General features: G+C 62.9%; 24 protein-coding genes and 1 tRNA gene. 13 read left to right on the top strand and 12 right to left on the bottom strand.

From position 1 onward, the window contains the following. Window positions 1–66: 66 nt before the first annotated feature. The 4 genes from BN2694_RS01080 to purF are packed head-to-tail and all read left to right on the top strand — an operon-like array spanning window position 67 to window position 2,982. Window positions 67–1,149, top strand: coding sequence for a M20/M25/M40 family metallo-hydrolase (locus tag BN2694_RS01080; RefSeq protein WP_135661787.1), 1,083 nt, complete (start codon window positions 67–69; stop codon window positions 1,147–1,149). Window positions 1,150–1,188: 39 nt separating this feature from the next. Continuing rightward, on the top strand, window positions 1,189–1,380 hold the full coding sequence (locus BN2694_RS01075; protein WP_135661785.1) for an LSM domain-containing protein: 192 nt from the start codon (window positions 1,189–1,191) through the stop codon (window positions 1,378–1,380). Beyond that, window positions 1,377–1,550: a 50S ribosomal protein L37e gene (locus BN2694_RS01070; protein ID WP_135661783.1), complete on the top strand. Its 174-nt coding sequence runs from the start codon at window positions 1,377–1,379 to the stop codon at window positions 1,548–1,550. The genes BN2694_RS01075 and BN2694_RS01070 overlap by 4 nt, the downstream gene beginning before the upstream one ends. 4 nt (window positions 1,551–1,554) lie before the next feature. Continuing rightward, window positions 1,555–2,982, top strand: coding sequence for an amidophosphoribosyltransferase (purF, locus tag BN2694_RS01065; RefSeq protein WP_135661781.1), 1,428 nt, complete (start codon window positions 1,555–1,557; stop codon window positions 2,980–2,982). A 40-nt stretch (window positions 2,983–3,022) separates the two neighbouring features. Here purF and BN2694_RS01060 read toward each other — a convergent pair whose 3' ends face one another. The 5 genes from BN2694_RS01060 to BN2694_RS01040 form a co-directional block, all read right to left on the bottom strand. Next, window positions 3,023–3,586, bottom strand: coding sequence for a DUF420 domain-containing protein (locus BN2694_RS01060; RefSeq protein ID WP_135661779.1), 564 nt, complete (start codon window positions 3,584–3,586; stop codon window positions 3,023–3,025). 202 nt (window positions 3,587–3,788) lie between these two features. Beyond that, window positions 3,789–4,013 carry a hypothetical protein gene (locus tag BN2694_RS01055; protein WP_135661777.1) on the bottom strand — a complete coding sequence of 75 codons (225 nt, stop codon included), beginning with the start codon at window positions 4,011–4,013 and terminating at the stop codon, window positions 3,789–3,791. Window positions 4,014–4,106: 93 nt separating this feature from the next. Beyond that, on the bottom strand, window positions 4,107–4,808 hold the full coding sequence (locus BN2694_RS01050; RefSeq protein WP_135661775.1) for an ATP-binding cassette domain-containing protein: 702 nt from the start codon (window positions 4,806–4,808) through the stop codon (window positions 4,107–4,109). A gap of 31 nt (window positions 4,809–4,839) precedes the next feature. Continuing rightward, window positions 4,840–5,913 (bottom strand): ABC transporter permease, encoded by a 1,074-nt coding sequence (locus BN2694_RS01045; protein WP_135661773.1) that lies wholly within the window; start codon window positions 5,911–5,913, stop codon window positions 4,840–4,842. A 30-nt stretch (window positions 5,914–5,943) separates the two neighbouring features. Continuing rightward, window positions 5,944–7,164 carry a hypothetical protein gene (locus BN2694_RS01040; protein ID WP_135661771.1) on the bottom strand — a complete coding sequence of 407 codons (1,221 nt, stop codon included), beginning with the start codon at window positions 7,162–7,164 and terminating at the stop codon, window positions 5,944–5,946. A gap of 158 nt (window positions 7,165–7,322) precedes the next feature. Here BN2694_RS01040 and BN2694_RS01035 point away from each other — a divergent pair, with 158 nt between their 5' ends. The 7 genes from BN2694_RS01035 to BN2694_RS01005 all read left to right on the top strand — a co-directional run bounded on the left by BN2694_RS01035 (window position 7,323) and on the right by BN2694_RS01005 (window position 11,031). Next, a complete protein-coding gene (locus tag BN2694_RS01035) occupies window positions 7,323–7,619 on the top strand; it encodes a DUF5785 family protein (protein ID WP_135661769.1) in 297 nt (98 codons plus the stop codon). A gap of 121 nt (window positions 7,620–7,740) precedes the next feature. After that, window positions 7,741–8,292 carry a CBS domain-containing protein gene (locus tag BN2694_RS01030; protein WP_135661767.1) on the top strand — a complete coding sequence of 184 codons (552 nt, stop codon included), beginning with the start codon at window positions 7,741–7,743 and terminating at the stop codon, window positions 8,290–8,292. 68 nt (window positions 8,293–8,360) lie between these two features. Beyond that, complete coding sequence (locus BN2694_RS01025) at window positions 8,361–8,807, top strand: GNAT family N-acetyltransferase (protein ID WP_135661766.1); 447 nt, start codon at window positions 8,361–8,363, stop codon at window positions 8,805–8,807. A gap of 25 nt (window positions 8,808–8,832) precedes the next feature. Continuing rightward, window positions 8,833–8,906: transfer RNA gene (locus tag BN2694_RS01020), tRNA-Thr, on the top strand. A gap of 240 nt (window positions 8,907–9,146) precedes the next feature. Further along, on the top strand, window positions 9,147–9,695 hold the full coding sequence (locus tag BN2694_RS01015; protein WP_135661764.1) for a hypothetical protein: 549 nt from the start codon (window positions 9,147–9,149) through the stop codon (window positions 9,693–9,695). A 269-nt stretch (window positions 9,696–9,964) separates the two neighbouring features. Beyond that, the gene (locus BN2694_RS17495) at window positions 9,965–10,582 is read left to right on the top strand and encodes a hypothetical protein (RefSeq protein ID WP_244605323.1); all 618 of its coding nucleotides are present in this window, start codon (window positions 9,965–9,967) and stop codon (window positions 10,580–10,582) included. Between the two features lie 20 nt (window positions 10,583–10,602). Beyond that, window positions 10,603–11,031, top strand: a complete 429-nt coding sequence (locus BN2694_RS01005) for a hypothetical protein (RefSeq protein ID WP_135661761.1) — start codon at window positions 10,603–10,605, stop codon at window positions 11,029–11,031. 178 nt (window positions 11,032–11,209) lie between these two features. On the opposite strand, the gene BN2694_RS16910 is transcribed toward BN2694_RS01005, so the two are convergent. Continuing rightward, window positions 11,210–11,380, bottom strand: coding sequence for a hypothetical protein (locus tag BN2694_RS16910; protein WP_167879930.1), 171 nt, complete (start codon window positions 11,378–11,380; stop codon window positions 11,210–11,212). Window positions 11,381–11,558: 178 nt separating this feature from the next. Here BN2694_RS16910 and BN2694_RS01000 point away from each other — a divergent pair, with 178 nt between their 5' ends. Continuing rightward, complete coding sequence (locus BN2694_RS01000) at window positions 11,559–13,655, top strand: AAA family ATPase (protein WP_135661759.1); 2,097 nt, start codon at window positions 11,559–11,561, stop codon at window positions 13,653–13,655. A gap of 357 nt (window positions 13,656–14,012) precedes the next feature. Here the strand turns inward: BN2694_RS01000 and BN2694_RS17870 are convergent, their stop codons facing one another. Genes BN2694_RS17870 through BN2694_RS00980 form a run of 4 tightly spaced genes read right to left on the bottom strand, consistent with a single transcriptional unit; the run spans window position 14,013 to window position 15,376 of the window. Then, on the bottom strand, window positions 14,013–14,393 hold the full coding sequence (locus tag BN2694_RS17870) for a nitrilase-related carbon-nitrogen hydrolase (protein WP_280176677.1): 381 nt from the start codon (window positions 14,391–14,393) through the stop codon (window positions 14,013–14,015). A gap of 23 nt (window positions 14,394–14,416) precedes the next feature. Then, on the bottom strand, window positions 14,417–14,845 hold the full coding sequence (locus BN2694_RS00990; RefSeq protein WP_135661755.1) for a CoxG family protein: 429 nt from the start codon (window positions 14,843–14,845) through the stop codon (window positions 14,417–14,419). Window positions 14,846–14,882: 37 nt separating this feature from the next. Further along, window positions 14,883–15,107, bottom strand: coding sequence for a DUF7123 family protein (locus BN2694_RS00985; protein WP_135661753.1), 225 nt, complete (start codon window positions 15,105–15,107; stop codon window positions 14,883–14,885). A gap of 38 nt (window positions 15,108–15,145) precedes the next feature. Beyond that, complete coding sequence (locus tag BN2694_RS00980) at window positions 15,146–15,376, bottom strand: DUF7525 family protein (protein ID WP_244605321.1); 231 nt, start codon at window positions 15,374–15,376, stop codon at window positions 15,146–15,148. A 96-nt stretch (window positions 15,377–15,472) separates the two neighbouring features. Here BN2694_RS00980 and BN2694_RS00975 point away from each other — a divergent pair, with 96 nt between their 5' ends. Beyond that, on the top strand, window positions 15,473–16,129 hold the full coding sequence (locus BN2694_RS00975; RefSeq protein ID WP_135661751.1) for a glycerophosphodiester phosphodiesterase: 657 nt from the start codon (window positions 15,473–15,475) through the stop codon (window positions 16,127–16,129). 11 nt (window positions 16,130–16,140) lie between these two features. Here BN2694_RS00975 and BN2694_RS00970 read toward each other — a convergent pair whose 3' ends face one another. Beyond that, on the bottom strand, window positions 16,141–16,899 hold the full coding sequence (locus tag BN2694_RS00970) for a hypothetical protein (RefSeq protein WP_135661749.1): 759 nt from the start codon (window positions 16,897–16,899) through the stop codon (window positions 16,141–16,143). Then, on the bottom strand, window positions 16,889–18,334 hold the full coding sequence (locus tag BN2694_RS00965; RefSeq protein WP_135661747.1) for a protein kinase domain-containing protein: 1,446 nt from the start codon (window positions 18,332–18,334) through the stop codon (window positions 16,889–16,891). The genes BN2694_RS00970 and BN2694_RS00965 overlap by 11 nt, the downstream gene beginning before the upstream one ends. Between the last annotated feature and the right edge of the window lie 12 nt (window positions 18,335–18,346).

The following is an 18,346-nucleotide window of genomic DNA, read 5'->3' as shown; positions in this document are numbered from 1 at the left end:
GGCCGACCCCAAAGAAGTTCCGCCGCCGAGCGGTGTTTTCTTGACCCGGCCGTTCGGAGCGATTGTATGCAGGACACACAGCGGGAGTTTCTCGACTCGCTTCTGGAGACCTCGAGCCCCTCAGGCTTTGAAACGCCGAGTCAACGCGTCTGGATCGAATACGTCTCAGGGTTCGCCGACGAGGTGCGGACAGACGAGTACGGCAACGCCGTGGCTGTCCACGAGGGCGGAGACGGGACAGCGATCGCGATCGCAGGACACGGCGACGAGATCGGGTTCATGATCCGTGACATTACCGAGGATGGCTATCTCAGGCTGTCCCGAATCGGTGGTTCCGACCGGACCGTCACCCGCGGGCAACACGTCACTGTCCACACGGACGACGGCCCCGTTGCCGGCGTCGTCGGCCAGACCGCGATCCACCTGCGCGATCGTGAGGACGAGCGCCTCGAAGACGTGGCCGAGCAGTTTGTCGACATCGGCGTCGACGACGGCGACGCCGCTCGTGACCTCGTCGAGATCGGCGACCCGGTGACGTTCGCATCAGGACTGGAATCGCTTGCAGAGACGCGACTGGCAGCCCGGGGGATGGACAACCGCGTGGGGATCTGGACGGCCGCGGAGGCGCTCCGGCGGGCGAAGGCGGCCGACGCCGACGCGACGATATACGCCGTCAGCACCGTCCAGGAAGAACTCGGGACGCAAGGCGCGAAGATGGTGGGGTTCGATCTGGATCCGGACGCGATCATCGCCGTGGACGTCACCCACGCGACGGATACCCCCGGTGTACCTGGGAAGCGATCGAACGGGATCGAGCTCGGCGGCGGCCCGGTCGTCGCCCGCGGGAGCGCAAACCATCCCCGCCTCGTGGAGGCACTCCGATCCGTGGGCGACGATGAGGGGATCCCTCCCCAGTTGGAGGCGACCGGCAGCTCAACCGGCACCGATGCCGACGCGTTCTACACCCAGCGGGGCGGCGTCCCAACGGTGAATCTGGGCCTTCCCAACCGGTATATGCACACGCCCGTCGAGGTTATCGACACCGACGATCTGGACCGGGCCGCTGACCTGCTCGGTGCTTTCGCCGCCTCCGCCGGCGAGCATGCGCCGTTTGCTGTCAGTCCCGAGAAAGGCGTAAATGATCAATAAAACGGTACGTTTATGACCCCGTCGCACAGTTCCCTCCGTATGAGCGAGAGCGAGAAACCGCTTGACGTACTGGAGGCGTCGCTGGGAACCGAAGTAATCGTCGCCCTCAAAGACGGGACCGAGCGCGTCGGCGAACTCTCCGGCTACGACCAGCACATGAATCTGGTGCTGGAAGACGCCCAAGACACAACGATTATACGCGGCGACAACGTCGTCTCGATACGTCCATGACCGGAAAAGGTACGCCGAGTCAAGGGAAGAAGAACAAGACGACACACGTCAAGTGTCGGCGCTGTGGCGAGAAGTCCTATCACGCCTCGAAGGGCGTCTGCTCGTCGTGTGGCTTCGGCAAGTCGGCCAAGCGACGCGACTACGAGTGGCAGGACAAAGCCGGCGAATAGGCCTATGGAAGAGAAGTGCGGCGTCGTCGGCGTCTCACTCGCCGACCGCGAGGCCGCTCGACCGCTTTACTACTCGCTGTATGCCCTCCAGCATCGCGGCCAGGAATCGGCCGGGATCGTCACACACGACGGCTTCCAGCAGCACAGCCACGTGGAGATGGGGCTGGTCGGGGACGCCTTCGACGCCGACGATTTGGCGGGACTCGCGGGTCCTGTCGGAATCGGCCACGTCCGATACCCGACTGCCGGGAGTGTCGACAAGGACTGCGCACAGCCCTTTACAGTATCGTTCAAGAGTGGTTCGCTCGGTTTGAGTCACAACGGCAATCTGGTTAATGCCGACGCCGTCCGGGAGGAACTCGCCGAGCTGGGTCACGCATTCACCTCGGACGGCGACACAGAGGTTATTGCCCACGACCTGGCGCGAAATCTCCTGGAATCCGATCTCGTCCGGGCGGTCAAGCGCACCATGGAGCGGATTCACGGCTCTTACTCGCTGACGATCACGCACGACGATACCGTTCTGGGCGTCCGAGATCCACAGGGCAATCGGCCGCTGTGTATCGGCGAACTCGAGGACGGATACATTCTCGCTTCCGAATCCGTCGCGATCGACACGCTCGGAGGTGAATTGATCCGTGACGTCCGACCGGGCGAGCTGGTCGTCCTCCATCCGGACGGCGAGGGCTACGACACGTACCAGCTCGTCGAGACCGACCGGACGGCGAACTGTTTCTTCGAGTACGTCTACTTCGCCCGCCCGGACTCGATCATCGACGGCCAGCTCGTTTACGACGCGCGGCGGGACCTCGGACGGAAGCTCTACGAGGAATCGGGTATCGACACCGACGTCGTGCTTCCGGTTCCCGACTCGGGGCGGGCGTTCGCTTCGGGATATGCGACGGCCGCCGAAGATGTCGAGTTCGCAGAAGGGCTGATGAAGAACCGCTACGTCGGACGAACCTTCATCATGCCGACCCAGGACGAGCGCGAGCGGGCCGTTCGGCTGAAGCTCAATCCGATCAAGAACACGATCGAGGGCAAAAGCGTCACGCTCATCGACGATTCGATCGTCCGCGGGACGACCTCGACGCAGTTGATTGAACTATTGCGAGACGCCGGAGCCGAAGAGATCCACATGCGGATCGGCGCGCCGCCGATCGTCGCGCCGTGTTACATGGGGATCGACATGGCCTCCCGTGAGGAACTCATCGCGGGCGATCGGTCCGTCGAGGAAATCCGCGAAGAGATCGGTGCCGACAGTCTCTCGTACCTCTCGATCGACGCCATCGCCGAGACACTGGAGACTGATCGTTCGGATCTCTGTCTCGGGTGTGTCACCGGCGAGTATCCCTACGACATCGACGGCGAAACCGCCGACCGGGAAATCGACTCACAGGCGATCGGCGTCCCCGAAGTCGCCGACGACTGACCGCTGGCCTCTCTTCGGAGGGGAAAGAACTTCTCTTTTGTCAGGCCGGGAAGACAACGTACAGCGCGAGATAGACGACGATGCCGAGCGCAAAGGAGGTGGCCCACAGTGGTGCGGCGATCCGCCCGACGCGGGGATGGTTGGTCTCCGAGAGTTCGGCCGCATCGTACCCGTAGGCCAGCAAGAGGACGTAATAGAGCAAGGGGAGACAGAGGATCGCCAGCGAGACGTGGATCGCGAGCAAGAGGTAATACAACGGCGCGATCGCCGCCGGTCCCCTGAAGGTCGTCGATCCCTCGATGGCGATCCGGTAGAGGTAGCTACATAGAAAGCCCACGAAGAGGAGGAATGCAGTCCCCATCCAGCGCTGGTGTGCACGCACGTCACCGCGACGGATCGCTACCAGTCCGGTCCCAATCGCGACCAGCGCGAGGGTGCTGAGCAGTGCATTGAGGTGTGGGAGCGCCTCGATCACGGCGTCCGAGGTGCGGGGGAGCATACCCGAAGGAACGAGCCCACCAACGACGCCAAAAACCAGTGCGAGCGAGACCGCCGAGAGCACCGCAGTCAGGAGTGGGACATGTCTACGGACCGTCGATCGCATGGATACACCTATCCGGCCGGAGACAAGGGCGTTACGGCTGGAGACTGCGGTTCGTTCACACTGACGAACAGTATCCGGTCAGATCGCGAGAGGCGGCCGGTTCGAAACCGACACGCCAATGAATACTGTTCGTCTGAATCGGCCGATGCGTGCGTTGTGAGTGATCAGTACGCAGAAATCGTCGTCCCCCGCACGGTTCGAATCAACGCCAGCCGGTACGATCGACGTGGTAGTCCGACTGGATCCAGGCGTCGGAGTTCGCCCGATCGTAGATGATGTAAAACTGTTCGCTGGTATGTTCCGCGTCGATACGCGGGCCATCCGATTCCGGTGTGCCACCCGATGAATCCATTGTTGTAGTTTCCCCTCTCGTGTAATCGTCGTTCACGCCGCCAGTCGCGACGAGCGCTACAACAGACTGATCCACACACGGGAGCAAAAAACTATCGTCTTGTTCGTGAAATATACTGTATTGTTCAAAAATTAAAATACGAAAATAGTACACCACTATCCTGCTCAATCACTCAGATCCGACGAGGTCGGCGTAGATTGCGGATATCGATTCGGCTTGGCCATCCAGATCGGCCCTGGTGCGGTCGAAGACGATCTGGCCCCCGTCCATGACAGTCAATCGATCGAGGTCGGACCCGAAGCCCTCGATGCGGTGAGTCGAAACGAGTACCGCGTTGCCTGCCTCGGCATATTGTGAGAGGAACTCCAGAAGTCTGTTCTCAGTAACGTCATCTAAGTCCGATAGGGGCTCGTCGAGCAAGAGGAACCGCGGTCGCTTGAGCAGCGCCAGCGCGAGGTCGAGTTTCTTTCTGTACCCGCCCGAGAGGGCCCCAGCCCGGCGGTGATCGACCCGCTCCAGACCAAGCACGGTGACGAGACGCTCGCGCCACTCCCCATTCGACGCGTCCATCAGTCGCCCGAACACCTTGAGGTTCTCCGCGACGGTCAAGTCGGGATAGTACACCGGTCGCTGGAATCCGACGCCGACGGTCGCCTCGGGTCGACGGACGCGCCCGTCCGTCGGGGTCGTCAGTCCCAGCAACGTCCGGAACAGCGTGGTCTTGCCCGACCCGTTTGGCCCAACCAGACAGTGGAGATCGCCTGGACGGATCGCCAAGGAGACACCGCTCAGAGCCGTGATCGGACCGTACTCGCGACGAAGGTCCTCGACCGCCAGGGCCGGTTGTTCACCGTCGATACGCGAGTTCATATGGCCCTCCGTGCGCCGAAGCGCTCGCCGGTCATGTGCTCCTCCGTCTGTACGAGACGATCGTCAGTTCCAGGCCAACCCCGGCCAGTACGACCAGCGCCAGGAGGCCAGCGATCCACTCGGCAAAGAGATCGAGGGGGACGTCTTTGAGCATCGCACTGCGGAGGACGATCATGCCGTAGTGGACGGGGAGCAACCGGGCAATCGCCCGCCGGATCGACGAAAAGAAGCCGACCGGATAGATCAGTCCCCCGAAGGCGAACAATCCGAACAGCAGGATGACGTTGACGAACCGGCCACTCGTCGAGAACCGAGTCAGGAACATGATCGCCATCGCCACGGTCGCCATGAGGAGAAACGACAGCAGCAACGCTGCGAGAGCTCCCGGAGCCAGCACGTCGATGTCGTACCCGAAGTGGCCGATCGCCAGCCAGAAGACGGCAACGGGGACCCCCATCAGGGCAGTGAAGAACGCAAGCTTCGCGATCGCCAGCGCCTCCAAAGAGGACTCGGTTCGGATCCGATCGAGTGCGGCCCGTTCGCTCGCGAGGTTGTAGGGGACGAACGTGAACGCAAACAGTGCCACGACCCCGAACAACAGCAGCGGAATCAGGTACTCCGGAAGCGTGTGAGTGGGTTCGACCACCGTTCTGGAGACCCGGACATCTATCGGGAGGGAATCGGACAGGCGTGCATTGAGGTTGTTGGTGATTACCTTCGACGTCTCCCGGAACGGGACCAAGCTTCCGTCGACGTGCAGTGTGAACTCCAGAGGTTCGGCCGACTGTGTGCCGACGTTCGGCGGCACTTCGAGGACGGCATAGACCTGCTCCCGGCGGAGATCGTCAAGCGCCGCCTGTTTTGACCCGTATCTGACGGGATCGGAGAAGAACGTGACGGCTCCCTCCGTGATCGTCAGGTCGTCGGTAGTAACGTTCTCCCCGGCACCGACGACCCCGATCGGCATGTCGGTAGGAATCACTGTTTGAAAGCCCACGCTGGCACCGGCGAACACCGCCGGGACTGCCACCAGCAACACGATGAGGGCAAGGACGTTACGCTTACTCCAGATGAGTTCTTTGACGAGGAGCGGACGGATGCGCATAGAGAGAGCGGGGATATTGTCGTTAGAGCGTCAGGCAGCCATGCCCGATCCGGACAGCTGTTCGATGACGGTCACGAGTTCCTCGGCCGCGTATTCGAACGAAATCGTGACCTGTTGCCCGTCCTGGCTAACCGCCACGGCGTCGATCAGATCGGCCGTCGGGCTGTCTTGGGACCCGACCGCCGCGAACGAGACCAGTCCATCGATCGACTCCTTGACGGAGTCGGCACTGCTCTGGTCGGTCCCAGTCAGGTGGAGTTTCATCCCAACGTTGTCACCGCTGGTGTAATAGACACCTGAGGCAGCCCGGACGTTCTGGGTCATCTGCCCGCCCTGGGGAACCGGTCCGGCTTGCTCGCCGATGTTCTCGGGAAGGGTCGCTGCGAACTTGACGTAGCCGTCCCGCAGGTCGGTGAACGAATTCCGGATATCACCACTCAATGCGTTCGTGTCTCCGTTCTCGACATCGATGGCGTCGGTGACGGCTGCTTGGGACCCCATAGCGAAGGTACCGTCGCCGAGCGGTGCCAGCCAGCTATCGGTCCCGAATTCGGAGGACTGGACGTATACCGTCGTCCCGGCATAGGTCTGCTCGTCGACACTCCCGCTGGTGTCCTCGATGGAGTTCACCATCTCGTCTGTCGACCACTCGGACTCGACGATGACCCCGGCGTACTCGGCCGTCGCGGCCGAACCCTCGGGGTAAGTGGCGAACATCGTCGCGGAACCGAATGCGTCGACATCGAGGTTAGTCTCACTATTTATTTCCGATAGTAACGCGTCGTAACTCGGCACGCCAGAATACCCGAGATCCTGGCTACTGGCCTCGAGAACACCATCCATCATCGTTTGAGTCGTCTGGTCGTCGATGATTCCCCCATCGGCGTACAGTACGATATCGACGTCTTCCGGAACGGCACCAAGCGAGGCTGATCCGCTGTCACCGCCGACCAGCGGGAGATCTCCCCCCGTTGCGACGAACGCGCCCGCGGCTGCCACACCGCCAATGACGACCACGACGGCCAGGATCGTCAGTGGCGTCCATCGGGCACCGCCGGGAAGCCACGAGCCGCCGCCACCCCCCGACGGGTCACCTGGCTGTCCAGGTTGCTCCTGGATCGACGGGCCACCTGTCGATGGCTCGCCGGAACCGACTGATCGATCGATTTCCTCACCCGATTCAGACCCGTTTCTGTGGGCCCCGCCGTCACTGCGCCCACCGTCTATGGTAGTATCGTTATCTTCGGCCATGTGTATCACTCCGCACCGACGACGTCACCGCCAGTCGGCACTGAGACGTTGTTTGATGCCTCGCCCATCTCCCATTAATACCTTTCGTGGTCAGGATCAACACCAGAACGATAGCCGGTGGGGACAGTTCTTTTGCCCGGGAGTACACACTTCCGGGTATGGACTGGCCGCACGATCCCGACGGCGAACACGGAAGCGAAGGGAGGCGAAAGTACGGACAGGCGATCATCGCCAAGAAAGTCGACGACGAAGACTTCCCCGTCTCGGCCGAGACGTTCGTCGAGGAGTACGGCGATCATCCGGTTCGTATCGACCACGAGCGCATCGTCAGCGTGGCAGAGATCTTCGAACACGTAAACCGCTCGGACTTCGAGGACTTCCCGACCTTTCACACGGCCGTTGGCGAGGCGATGCGTGAGGCCGGCCTCTGGCCTCTCGAACTCGAACACGCCTGAGACGCACACAGCGCCACTATCGGTGGTTTCTCCGGCGCTACGACGACCCACGATTTTGGACATAACAGCCCTTAAGCGTGGCGGAGGTATCTTTTAGAGTAGACGCGACGTACGAGTATATATGAGTGTTAGTAACACGATCAGGGAGGTGATGACCAGGGACTACGTGGGCGTCAGCGAGTCCGACGACCTCCTGGAAGCGGGTCGATTGCTTCGCGAGGAGGGGGTCGACGGCGCTGTCGTCCTGCGTGGGAACAAACCGGTCGGTATGCTCGAGGTTGACGCCGTCCTCGATGCGATCCTCAAGGACGGAACGGCCGGGACGGTGAGCGACGTAATGGCTGATTCCATCGAGCGAGTAGACGCGGGGGAACCGATCGAGGTCGCAGCCGACCGCCTGGTCGGCATCGAGGGGTCCCTGCTGGTAGTCACCGACGAGGGCGGAGACACTGTCGGCGTCGTGACGGCCTCGGACCTTGTCCGTGCGATGGCGCTGGGTCGCGAACCCGAACAGGACACTACCGGAAACCTCGAACCGAACCGGACCGAGGGCACAGCTAGCGCCGGCGATAGTTACTCTAATCAAGGGATCTGCGAGCGCTGTGGTGCCTTGACGAGCGAACTCGTCTCTTTCAACGGACAGCTGCTGTGTAGCGACTGCCGTGACATTTGATCCCCGCGAACGCGATACCCTTAGGTCGTTGCTCCCGTAGGTCCGCCGTGCGCATCGAAACACCATCGATGAGTTCCGCCGACGCCCTCACCGATATGTGGATCGACCTCGCCGAGGGCCAATGGCAACATGGCTCGCACCTCGCGACGGAGGAAAACCGAGGTCCCCTTCGCTCGACGATCGCCCGACACATCGTCAGCGGCCGCGTCCGTGTCGCCCGGGGAGACGGCCGATTGCTGGGGTTCGTCATGTTCAGTGTTGAATCCGGCACGCTCGAACGGACCGTAACTCGTGGCCTGATCGAAAACCTCTACGTGATCCCGGAGCGACGCCGCCATGGGATCGGGACGGCGTTACTCGAAGCGGCCGAGAAGGCACTGGCCGAGTCAGGTGTCGATACCGTCACGCTGGAGGTGCTTGCCGACAACGACTCCGCACGGTCGTTCTATGACACCCACGGGTACGACCCCCACCGACTCACCGTCGAGAAAGCGATCGAAAGCGATACGCACTAAAGGGTGACGACTAACCATCGAATGCGCCAGGGGAGCTTGGGCGGTGCAAGCACTCGACTTGTAATCGAGAATTCGTGGGTTCAAATCCCACCCCTGGCTTAGAACGATACGTTCAGTGCCAGAAAACCAACTTTCCCGGTTTCCTGGTTCGATGTGTTGACTTCGGCAAGGCCAGACGCCGTCCCGATTTTGTTCGGCAGCATCGATGTCAACGAGGTCTCCGATCCACTCGTGAGCGTCCGCAGCGAGATCGCGACCGAAATGCCACGAGACCGCTCTACCGGCGGATTCTCCGAATCGAAACGCCCAATCGGCTGGCGCTGATCCTCGGTGGTACCCATGGACGTGCTGCCCTGGTTGCTCGATTGGCCCCCGAGCCGCGGCACTGTTGCCGTCTTCGTCCTGCTTTCGGCGTTCAGCGTCGGGACGCTGGTGGTCCTCGGCGGCGTGACCGACGAGATAACTTACGACAATGCGTCGATCGAATCGACCGATTTCACGGTCAAGTTGAACGACGAAATCACGATGCCGGACGTGGGGTCCGACTCGATGGGAACGTGTCTCGCCAGCGGGACACCGGGCGACAGGATCACGGTCCGAGGGAACGTCAGTGTCCAGATTCCGACCAGAAACGATCGAAATGCCGCCGAAATTCGACGGGTGGAACTCGCAGTGAGTCTCGCCCACACGGACGAACGCACCACTCAGACACTTTCGCGGACTGGTGATGTAACGACAGACGTCTTCTGGGTGTTCGAGGACGACGAAACGCTATCGGTGAACGATACGGCGACCGTCCAGATCACGTTACTGACAGCGGACTCGATGCTGGCCGATCGGACCGCAGCCGTGTCCGTCCAGAACGCCACGCGATCGTACGATTGCTAGATCACGCATCGAAAGTTCGTCGGACGGTCGATCGCCCCGACATCTCAATCCGACGGGCCCGGGTGGAGACAGAGAAACCACGCTTCAACTGCAAAGGACGGACTGGAACGTCGATTTCGCATTCGTTCGTACGCTTGCGACGATCCGCCCTGTGTCGGCGAGGGAATGTCCGCCCTGGACCCCGCGTGGTGGTCATGAAAGACAGTCGAACAAACACCGATTTGATCTACCACTTGCCTTTTTTCCTCCCGGAGTGATCCTCGGCACGAATGGACCGCCGACGTTTCCTCACCGGACTCTGTAGCGCGGGGGCGATCGTTATGCCGGGGTGTGCGACCGTCTCGGGCGAGCGGACTCTCTCCGAACCGACGGTGAGGAAGGATTCAGCCGGCAGACAGACGCTCGTGTTCAAACAGGGCGGCGACGAACTCGGGCACTTCGGGGTAGACGGGCGGGTCGATTCCGGCGTGATCGACCTTTCGAGTGAGATCTGGCACCGCGAGGGGACGCGGGTTACCGCGATCGAACTCAGACTCTGGATGCCAGAGATGGAACAGTCACCCGCCGAGGTCGCCGTGGTCTCGCCGGTCGAAGGCGACAGCTCACCGCCGCCGGCGGTGGCGCTTTACACACCCGATCGGAAACCAGGAACGACCATCGCGATCACCGATCTGGACGACCTCGCCGACGAGACGATCAGTACACTGGAGCTGAACGTCGAACCTGGTTCGGAAACGGCCACGGCGCTCGCAATCCACGCGACGATCGAGCTGACGGAGAACAAACTGCTCGGCCGTGAATATACCGCAGACGGCGAGTTACGCCTGGAGTATCCAATACTCGCCGACGGGAAAAACGGCGGACACAACCGTGGCAAATCATCGTAACGAGGGGAGGATACGGATCGATGCCTGACAGACGGCAGTTCCTCGCGACGGTCGGATCCACGTTCGGTGTCGCTTCCGTCTCGGGCTGTCTCGAGATCCTTTCGATCGACAGCACCGCTCAGTCGTATCCTGGTGGAACGATCCTCGTCGAAAACGCCGCCGAACGGTCACTCGCTGTCTCTGTCACGGTCGCCGAAGACGAGTACGATGCGTCGCTCGAAACGACAGTTTCGGGTGGCGAAACACACGTCCGGCGCGGGTTTGTGGCCGCCGACGCGGGCGCGGTCGTTACGCTCACGGCACGCCTCGGCGATCGAGGCGACCCAACGACGTTCGATTTTCTCCCTGCCGGCGGGGAGAAAAACGCCCGACCGGAGGTCGCCCGGCTGACGATCCACAACGCCGTCGAAGCGAGTGCCGACTGGACCGCAATGCGTGGGACACGATAGAAGACGGTGCGCCGACCAGCCCAGTCACGCAATCGAACCGACTGCCAGGAGAGAGAACACGGACTACAAGACTACAATGCTACGGTCCGCAAGTGAGTATATGGACTGTGGGCTCTGATGCAGCGTTGTCTCGCGCGTCCGCACAAAGACGACTTACCAGACACCGGCGGCCGATCGCCTAGTGCTCCGATGAGTCGTCACCGACGAGCATCTGGAGAGCCGTATGGATGTGATACTCGGCGTTTTCGTCGTCTGCCGCGTCCAGTGCATGCCGGAGATGGTCTTCGACGGAGACTGCTGCTCTTTTTCCGGCGGGAGTATGCGCCTGGGGACTCTCATTGGCGTCCATACTCGCCCTAGTATGTCCTGGCGGATAGTTTTTGCTTCGATATACTTCGTGGTTTAAGACGGCACGCACACAGTCACAGGGAATGTATACCGGGCGACTATGGGAAGTCGACCTGGTCCAGGCGATCCGATCATCCAGTGGGAGAATTCTCAAGGCGGGGTGGACCCAAGGCGCGGACATGGTCGCAGCCCAGCGGGCTGTCGAGGTCAGAGTCGAAGGGGCCCACAAGCGGGATGCTGGTCGTGGGATCGCCAGGGTACCCGAGAGCATCCGGGACCGTCTGGGGATTCTCAGCGGCGATCCGATCGTCATCGAGGGTGAGCGCGAGACAGTCGCGAAAGTCTGGCCCGAGGACGGCACAGGCGAGTACGTTCGGATCGACGCCGACACGCGAACGAACGCGGACGTGACGGTCGGTACGACGGTGATGCTCAAGCCCGCCAACCTGACCGACGCGGAACGAGTTTTGCTGTGTCCCATCGACGGTGAGGTCGAGGGTGACGTAGAATCGACGATCGAGAGTCGCCTCCGTGGAACCCCGCTCCGTGCGGGTGATCGGGTCACTGTTCCGGAGATCGCTACCTTTTCGGTGGGGGAAACCGACCCGTCGGGGACTGTCCGGGTGAACGACGACACCGAGATCCGGGTCGGGTTACCGATCGATGAAGCCGATACACTCGAGGAGGGCCAAGACGGAGACGGATCGACTGGGCCGGGCGCAGTCACCTACGAAGACATCGGTGGCCTCGACGAGGAACTCGACCGCGTCCGGGAGATGATCGAACTCCCGCTCTCGGATCCGGATGTCTTCGACCGACTCGGGATCACCCCCCCGAAAGGCGTGTTGCTGTACGGGCCGCCAGGGACCGGCAAGACCCTGATCGCGAAGGCGGTCGCCAACGAGGTCGACGCCTACTTCGAGTCGATCTCGGGGCCGGAGATCGTCTCGAAATACAAAGGCGAGAGCGAACAACAGCTTCGGGCGGCTTTCGAACGCGCCGAGGAGTCGGCGCCGTCGATCCTCTTCATCGACGAGATCGATTCGATCGCCGGCGCGCGAGACGACGACGCCGACATGGAGAACCGCGTCGTCGCCCAGTTGCTGACGTTAATGGACGGCTTAGCCGAGCGTGGCCAGGTTGCAGTCATCGGTGCGACCAACCGTGTCGATTCGGTCGACCCCGCGTTGCGTCGCGGTGGCCGCTTCGACCGGGAGATCGAGATCGGCGTACCCGACCGGGACGGGCGCCGAGAGATTCTGGAGGTCCACACCCGCGGGATGCCCCTGAGCGAGGGCGTCGACCTCGACCGACTGGCCGGGCAGATGCACGGCTTCGTCGGAGCCGATATTGCCACCGCCGCCACTGAATCCGCGATGGCCGCGCTCCGACGCGAACGGGATCGTCCAACAGTCACCCGCGAAGACTTCAAACGAGCGCTTTCCGGCGTCGAACCCTCTGCGATGCGTGCCTACGTCGCCGAGTCGCCCGAAGTCGACTTCGAAGACGTCGGCGGGCTGGGGGATACCAAGGATACGCTCCGGGAGACCGTCGAGTGGCCACTCGAATACGGACCGCTGTTCGAGGCGACGGAGACCGAACCACTCACCGGCGTCTTGCTCCATGGGCCGCCGGGAACGGGCAAGACGTTGCTGGCCCGCGCACTGGCCGGTGAGAGCGGCGTTAACTTCATCCGAGTGGCCGGTCCGGAACTGCTAGACCGGTACGTCGGCGAAAGTGAGAAAGCTGTCCGCGAGCTGTTCGAGCGAGCGCGCCAGACGGCCCCGACGATCGTCTTCCTCGACGAAATCGACGCGATCGCCGCCCGCCGTGGCGACAGCCAGGAGGTGACCGAACGGGTCGTTTCCCAGTTGCTGACTGAACTCGACGGCGCGGCGGCCGACCCGAACCTGGTCGTCCTGGCGGCGACCAACCGCCGGGATGCGATCGATCCCGCACTCTTGCGCCCGGGTCGGCTCGAATCTCACGTGAAAGTCCCCCCGCCGAATCAAGCCGGCAGACGAGCCATCCTCGCAATCCACACTGATGGGAAGCCGCTCGGCGAGAACGTCGATCTCGACGCGATCGCTGCCGAAACGGAAGGATTCTCCGGGGCTGACATGGACGCGCTCGTCCGTGATGCCTCGTTGCGGGCCATCCGCGAGATCGCCACTGCAAACGATCCGGAGGCCGCAAACGAGCATGCCGGGGATGTGACGATTACTCGCGAGCACTTCGAGGCCGCACTCGAGGGGATCGAGCCGTCGCTCCGATAAGTGCAGTCTCTGGACGTCCGAGGAGACGTCCGCGTGAACGAAAGCCGGGCGGGACCGAATGGCCGGGCGAGGAGTTGGGCAGGTCGTCCGGGCGACCTACCCATGGACGTGGACGAGGGACGGGCGTTGTTTGCCGGCTCCGACGAGAAAAGCGTCGTGCCGGCGAAAAACCGTTCGGCCGTCAGCGTAATAAATGCCAGGTGTGACACCGATGACCGAACCACAGGATCGCCAGACGGCTATCGATCGCGGCGCTCTCTCACCCGAGTGTTCGGGCGATCACTCGTCTCTGTCACACTGACCCGTCACTCGTCTCAAGCACTGCGGTCCGTCACTCGTTTCCGTCACCCCAGTCTGTCACTCGTCTCGATCACGAACGGCTGGGAAAGAGCCTCGAACGTCGGCGACAGTCTCCGGATCGACCTCGGCCGTGAGGACCGACGTCTTCGCCAGTCTCTCGCTTGCGGGTGGATCGGCTCCACGACAGTCGGCCGTCGCGGCGAGATCCTCGACGAGGCTGCCGGCAAGCACAGCGACGTCGTGCTCGATAGCCATCTCCGGGATGGCTTCGAGCGTCGGCCCTCTGAGACTCTCTGGGCTGGGCTCGCCGGTCTCGAACGCGAAGTATCCGACCGTGAATGATTCGGGAAGTGCGACCAGATCAGCGCCCGCCTCCGCGGCCGTCCGGATCCCATTGCGTGCACGGTCACGATTCGTCCTGACGGCAGCTGATTCGATTTGCAGTTGGGCGGGTGGGAGTTTCAGCCTCGACCATCGAGGAACTCCCGGAGGCCGGCCTCGAGGTTGTCGAACTCGTCCTCGAGGTTCTTCTTGAAGAAGCGCTCGATCCCGGGGATGCGGCCTTCGACGGTGAAGCGATTGGTGAGCCGGGTGCCGGTCTCGGTCTCTGCTAGATCCTGCTCGCCGACCACGCGCATCGCCCGCGATCGCCCGACGAACTTGACGTGTTCGGGTGATCGGACCTCGACGTCCTCGGTTTCGACGGCGATGGTCCGATCGAGGATCGGGATAGGTAACGAGAGGTGCCAGGTTGCACTGCCGTCCCCGTCGATCGAGAAGTCCTCGACGACGCTGATATGTCTCGCCCGCTGTTCGGGATCGGAGATGAACGTCCAGACGTCCTCCGGCGGGGCCGAGACATCGATCACCCGCTCCAGACGGATGGCCATACCGTGATACAGCGCCGCAACGGCAAAAAAGGCGCCGCTAGGTTCGGGTGACCCGCCACGTTGTCGAACGTGTCCGACCCCACTTCTCGATGTCGACCTCGTCGGCCTTCTCGGCGAGACGGGGGAGTCTGACGCCGACCTGCTTGGCCGAGAGCCCGATGCTCTCGGCGATCCCCTTCGCCCGGAAGTACCCTTCTTCGCCCGTCACGCGCTCGTGAAGGTACTCAAGGATAGCCCGTTCTTCCTCGCTGAACTCCGCCATGCCTGCCCGTTGGGTGCCGAGCGATAAAAACCGTTGGTTCAATCGAAAACGTGCCGGACAGCGATCGAGAGTGACCCGGCGACGATGGCAACCGCGAAGCCGGTCGCGGCGATCAGTTGATCCTCGGCACCCAGCAACATCCCGAGCGCACCCAGCAGTGCGACGACGACGAAGAGGATCGATAGCCCGAACCCTTTTTCGGCTGTACTCGCCGTGGCCATGATCGAGTGGTCGCGCGCCGTCGGCTTGTAAGTTTGCCCCGCGGCCATTGTGTTCCTCGTCCGGTCGGCCGTTCGATCCTGTCCGCGGAACTCCGACCGTCAGGAGGCCAAAGGTCTAACCGCTCGGCGGGCCTCGCGGAGCATATGCGCTGTATCGCCCACCGTGGCTTCGCCGGGTTGTATCCCGAAAACACGCTCGTAGCAGTCCGTCAGGCGGCCCCGACGGCGGACCTGATCGAGGTCGACGTCCGCCGGTGTGGCTCGGGAGAACTCGTCGTCCACCACGACGAGACCGTCGAACGCCTGACCGACGCGACGGGCCGTGTTGACGACCTGACCGCCACGGAACTAGCGGATCTCGACGTCGCTGGTTCGGGAGAAGGCATCCCGACGCTTTCATCGGTGCTGGAGGCAGTCCCTGCAGACGTCGGTCTCGACCTCGAATTGAAAGAGGCCGGGCTGATAAGAGACGTCCGTAAACTCATCAAGGGCGTCGACAACGAGGTCTGGCTGTCGTCTTTCGACGTGGACGTGATCGCGACGGCGAGCGAAGAGACTGACCTGCCGACGGTACTGATCGTTGACGATTCGGCGGAGGCCGGGATCGAACGCGCAGCGGGGCTTTCCTGTGCCGGGCTAGCTCCCCACTGGCGGCTCGTCGACTTCGCGCTGCTTGAGCGCGCCCATCGGTCTGACCTCGCGGTCTATCCCTGGACAGTCAACGACACCGGCCGGGCCGAAAACATGGCGAAAATGGGCGTCGACGGGATCATCGCTGACGAGCCGGCGGCCTGTCCGTGATCGCAGGGCGCTCACAACCGCGCGAGGTTCTGCCGGAGTTTGATGTTTGCAGTCATCAATGCCGTCGCGGTCATGATGACGAAGACGACCTGGACGTGGAGGACGATCGTGCGGTCGATCCCGCCGAGGATCACCAGTTCGATCGCCGGAACGGCGGCGCCAAAGGCAAGGACGGGGAGCAGGTGACGCAACAGCGTATCGAGCATCGTCCCCTGAACCATCGACCGGGAGAGCTGTGACCGGCCGTACCAGTAGCCGTAGGTGGCGAAGACGATCGCACCGACGCCGGCCAGCACCACGATCGGTCGGCGCTCGAGGCCGAGCACTTCCCCGACGAGGACGCCCACGACGGCGATGACGAAGACGCCAACGACGGCCCGACCGGACCCCCTTCCCTCGTCAGCGTCGGCGTTATCGAGCGAGCCCTCGCGGGCGATCGAGCGCATCGTCAACGCGAGCAGGAGGACGAATCCGAGGAAGACGGCCGTCCGGACGGAGGGAATCCCATCGACGACGATGTCGAGGACGCCGACGATCCCGTAGATCGCCGCGGCGCCGCCGACCAACGCGAGCGACGCCCAGATCGACGCCTGGGAGGGGAGGTCACTCGCCCGCCGGTTCCAGAGCGCGTAAACGCAAAAGCGGACGCCGAGCGCGCCGATCAGGACGAACGCGATGAAGTAGACGAACGTCAGGTTCGGATTGCCGCCGATCTCGGTCAGCCCGATTGCGACGTCGGACGCCGTGCCCAGGCCGCCGTCACTCAGCATCCGTAGTCAACTCCTCGTGCACGCGAGCCAGGTCTCCCCGGAGATCATTGATTGTTTCGTATCGCCCCAGGGTGTGTTTGCCCATTGCCTTGGTGACGATCCGATCCAGTCTGTTCGGGAGATCGGCCACTGACGACGGTTCCGGCGGTTCGTCCTGCATGACGCTTTCCCGTATCGCGTCGAAGGGACCGACGAACGGCGGTCGGCCCGTCAAGAGCCGATAGAGGACCGCCCCAAGGTGATAGACGTCCGTGGCGTGGTCGATGCGGCCGAAGCGACGGTCGTAGTACTCCGGGGCTGCATAGCGAGGGTCGAGACAAGTCGCCGGTGTCACGTACCACCGGTAGACGCCCAGCAGGGCGAAGTTGTCCAGCGCGCCGGTTTCCGGCGTTTCGTCAGCGCCGGGCAGAGCAACGTTCTCCGGATCGAGGCCGCCGTGGATCACGCCGTGCTGGTGGGCGTAGGCCAGGCCATCGGCGAGGTCGATCGCGAGCGAGACGGCAGCGGGTGGCTCCAGGCGCCCGGCCCGGTCGGCCAGCGTCTCGACAATGGGCTCGGTCGCCGCCCAAGGCTGTGGACGGTCCCCGACGTCGAACACCGTCACGATGTTCGAGTGGTCACCGACCGCCCGCCACTCGGCCAGCGCGTCTGAAAGATCCGCGACGAAAGCGTCTCGATCCTCACGAGGAGGGTGGAACAGTCGCAACGCGATCGCACGTTCCGCAGAATCTTTCACGGCAAGGACGCGAGAGACGTCGGCGTACCGATCCCGCGTCCGTCCGGAGAGGACCATCAGGTCCTCGAAGCGGCTGTGGTCGACGATCGCCGAGAGACGCTCGTACAGTCGGTTCCACTGCTGTCTGTCGGTCGGCTCGGATCGGAATCTGCCCGGCGTCGGCCCGGACGGATCATCTGCCGCCGTCTCCGGTCCGTTCGATGGGGAGTCGGGCTCGTCCGCCTCCGGGTGGCGCTGTGGATCAGCAGGATCGATGACACTCCGGTTCGGTTCGACCGTCCGCGGATCGTAGGCGCCGACCCCCGGCGGACGAACGCGACCGACGTCGTCTCTGTCGGTCGTGCTGTCGTTCCCGCGACCGGGAGGGGTCGCTTGGCCGGAGTCGTCGCGCTCTCGCAGTACCTCGTCGACGCGACGGGGATACTGCGAAACGAGGTACTCGTAAGCGACCGTCGCTTCGGCGCGACCCTCTCCCTCGAGTCGATCGGCCAGACGGGTGACGATAGTCGGGATCGAATCGGGATCGGCGACAGCCACGAGACAGAGTCCGAACGTCCCGGCAAGCCGGACCGTCGGCTCCCCGGTGTCGAGAAGACCCAACAGCCTCGGCACGGAGTCGGTCGCCTCCGAGGGCTCCGCCATGACCTCCCGAACTGGATCGAACGGATCCCCACTGGGGTGGTCACCTGCGTCCGCCATCGTTCGGTATGA

Source organism: Halorhabdus rudnickae (assembly GCF_900880625.1).
GTDB classification, from domain to species: Archaea; Halobacteriota; Halobacteria; order Halobacteriales; family Haloarculaceae; genus Halorhabdus; species Halorhabdus rudnickae.
The sequence above is the reverse complement of the archived record's forward strand: the minus strand, read 5'-3'. Positions and strand labels throughout refer to the sequence as shown.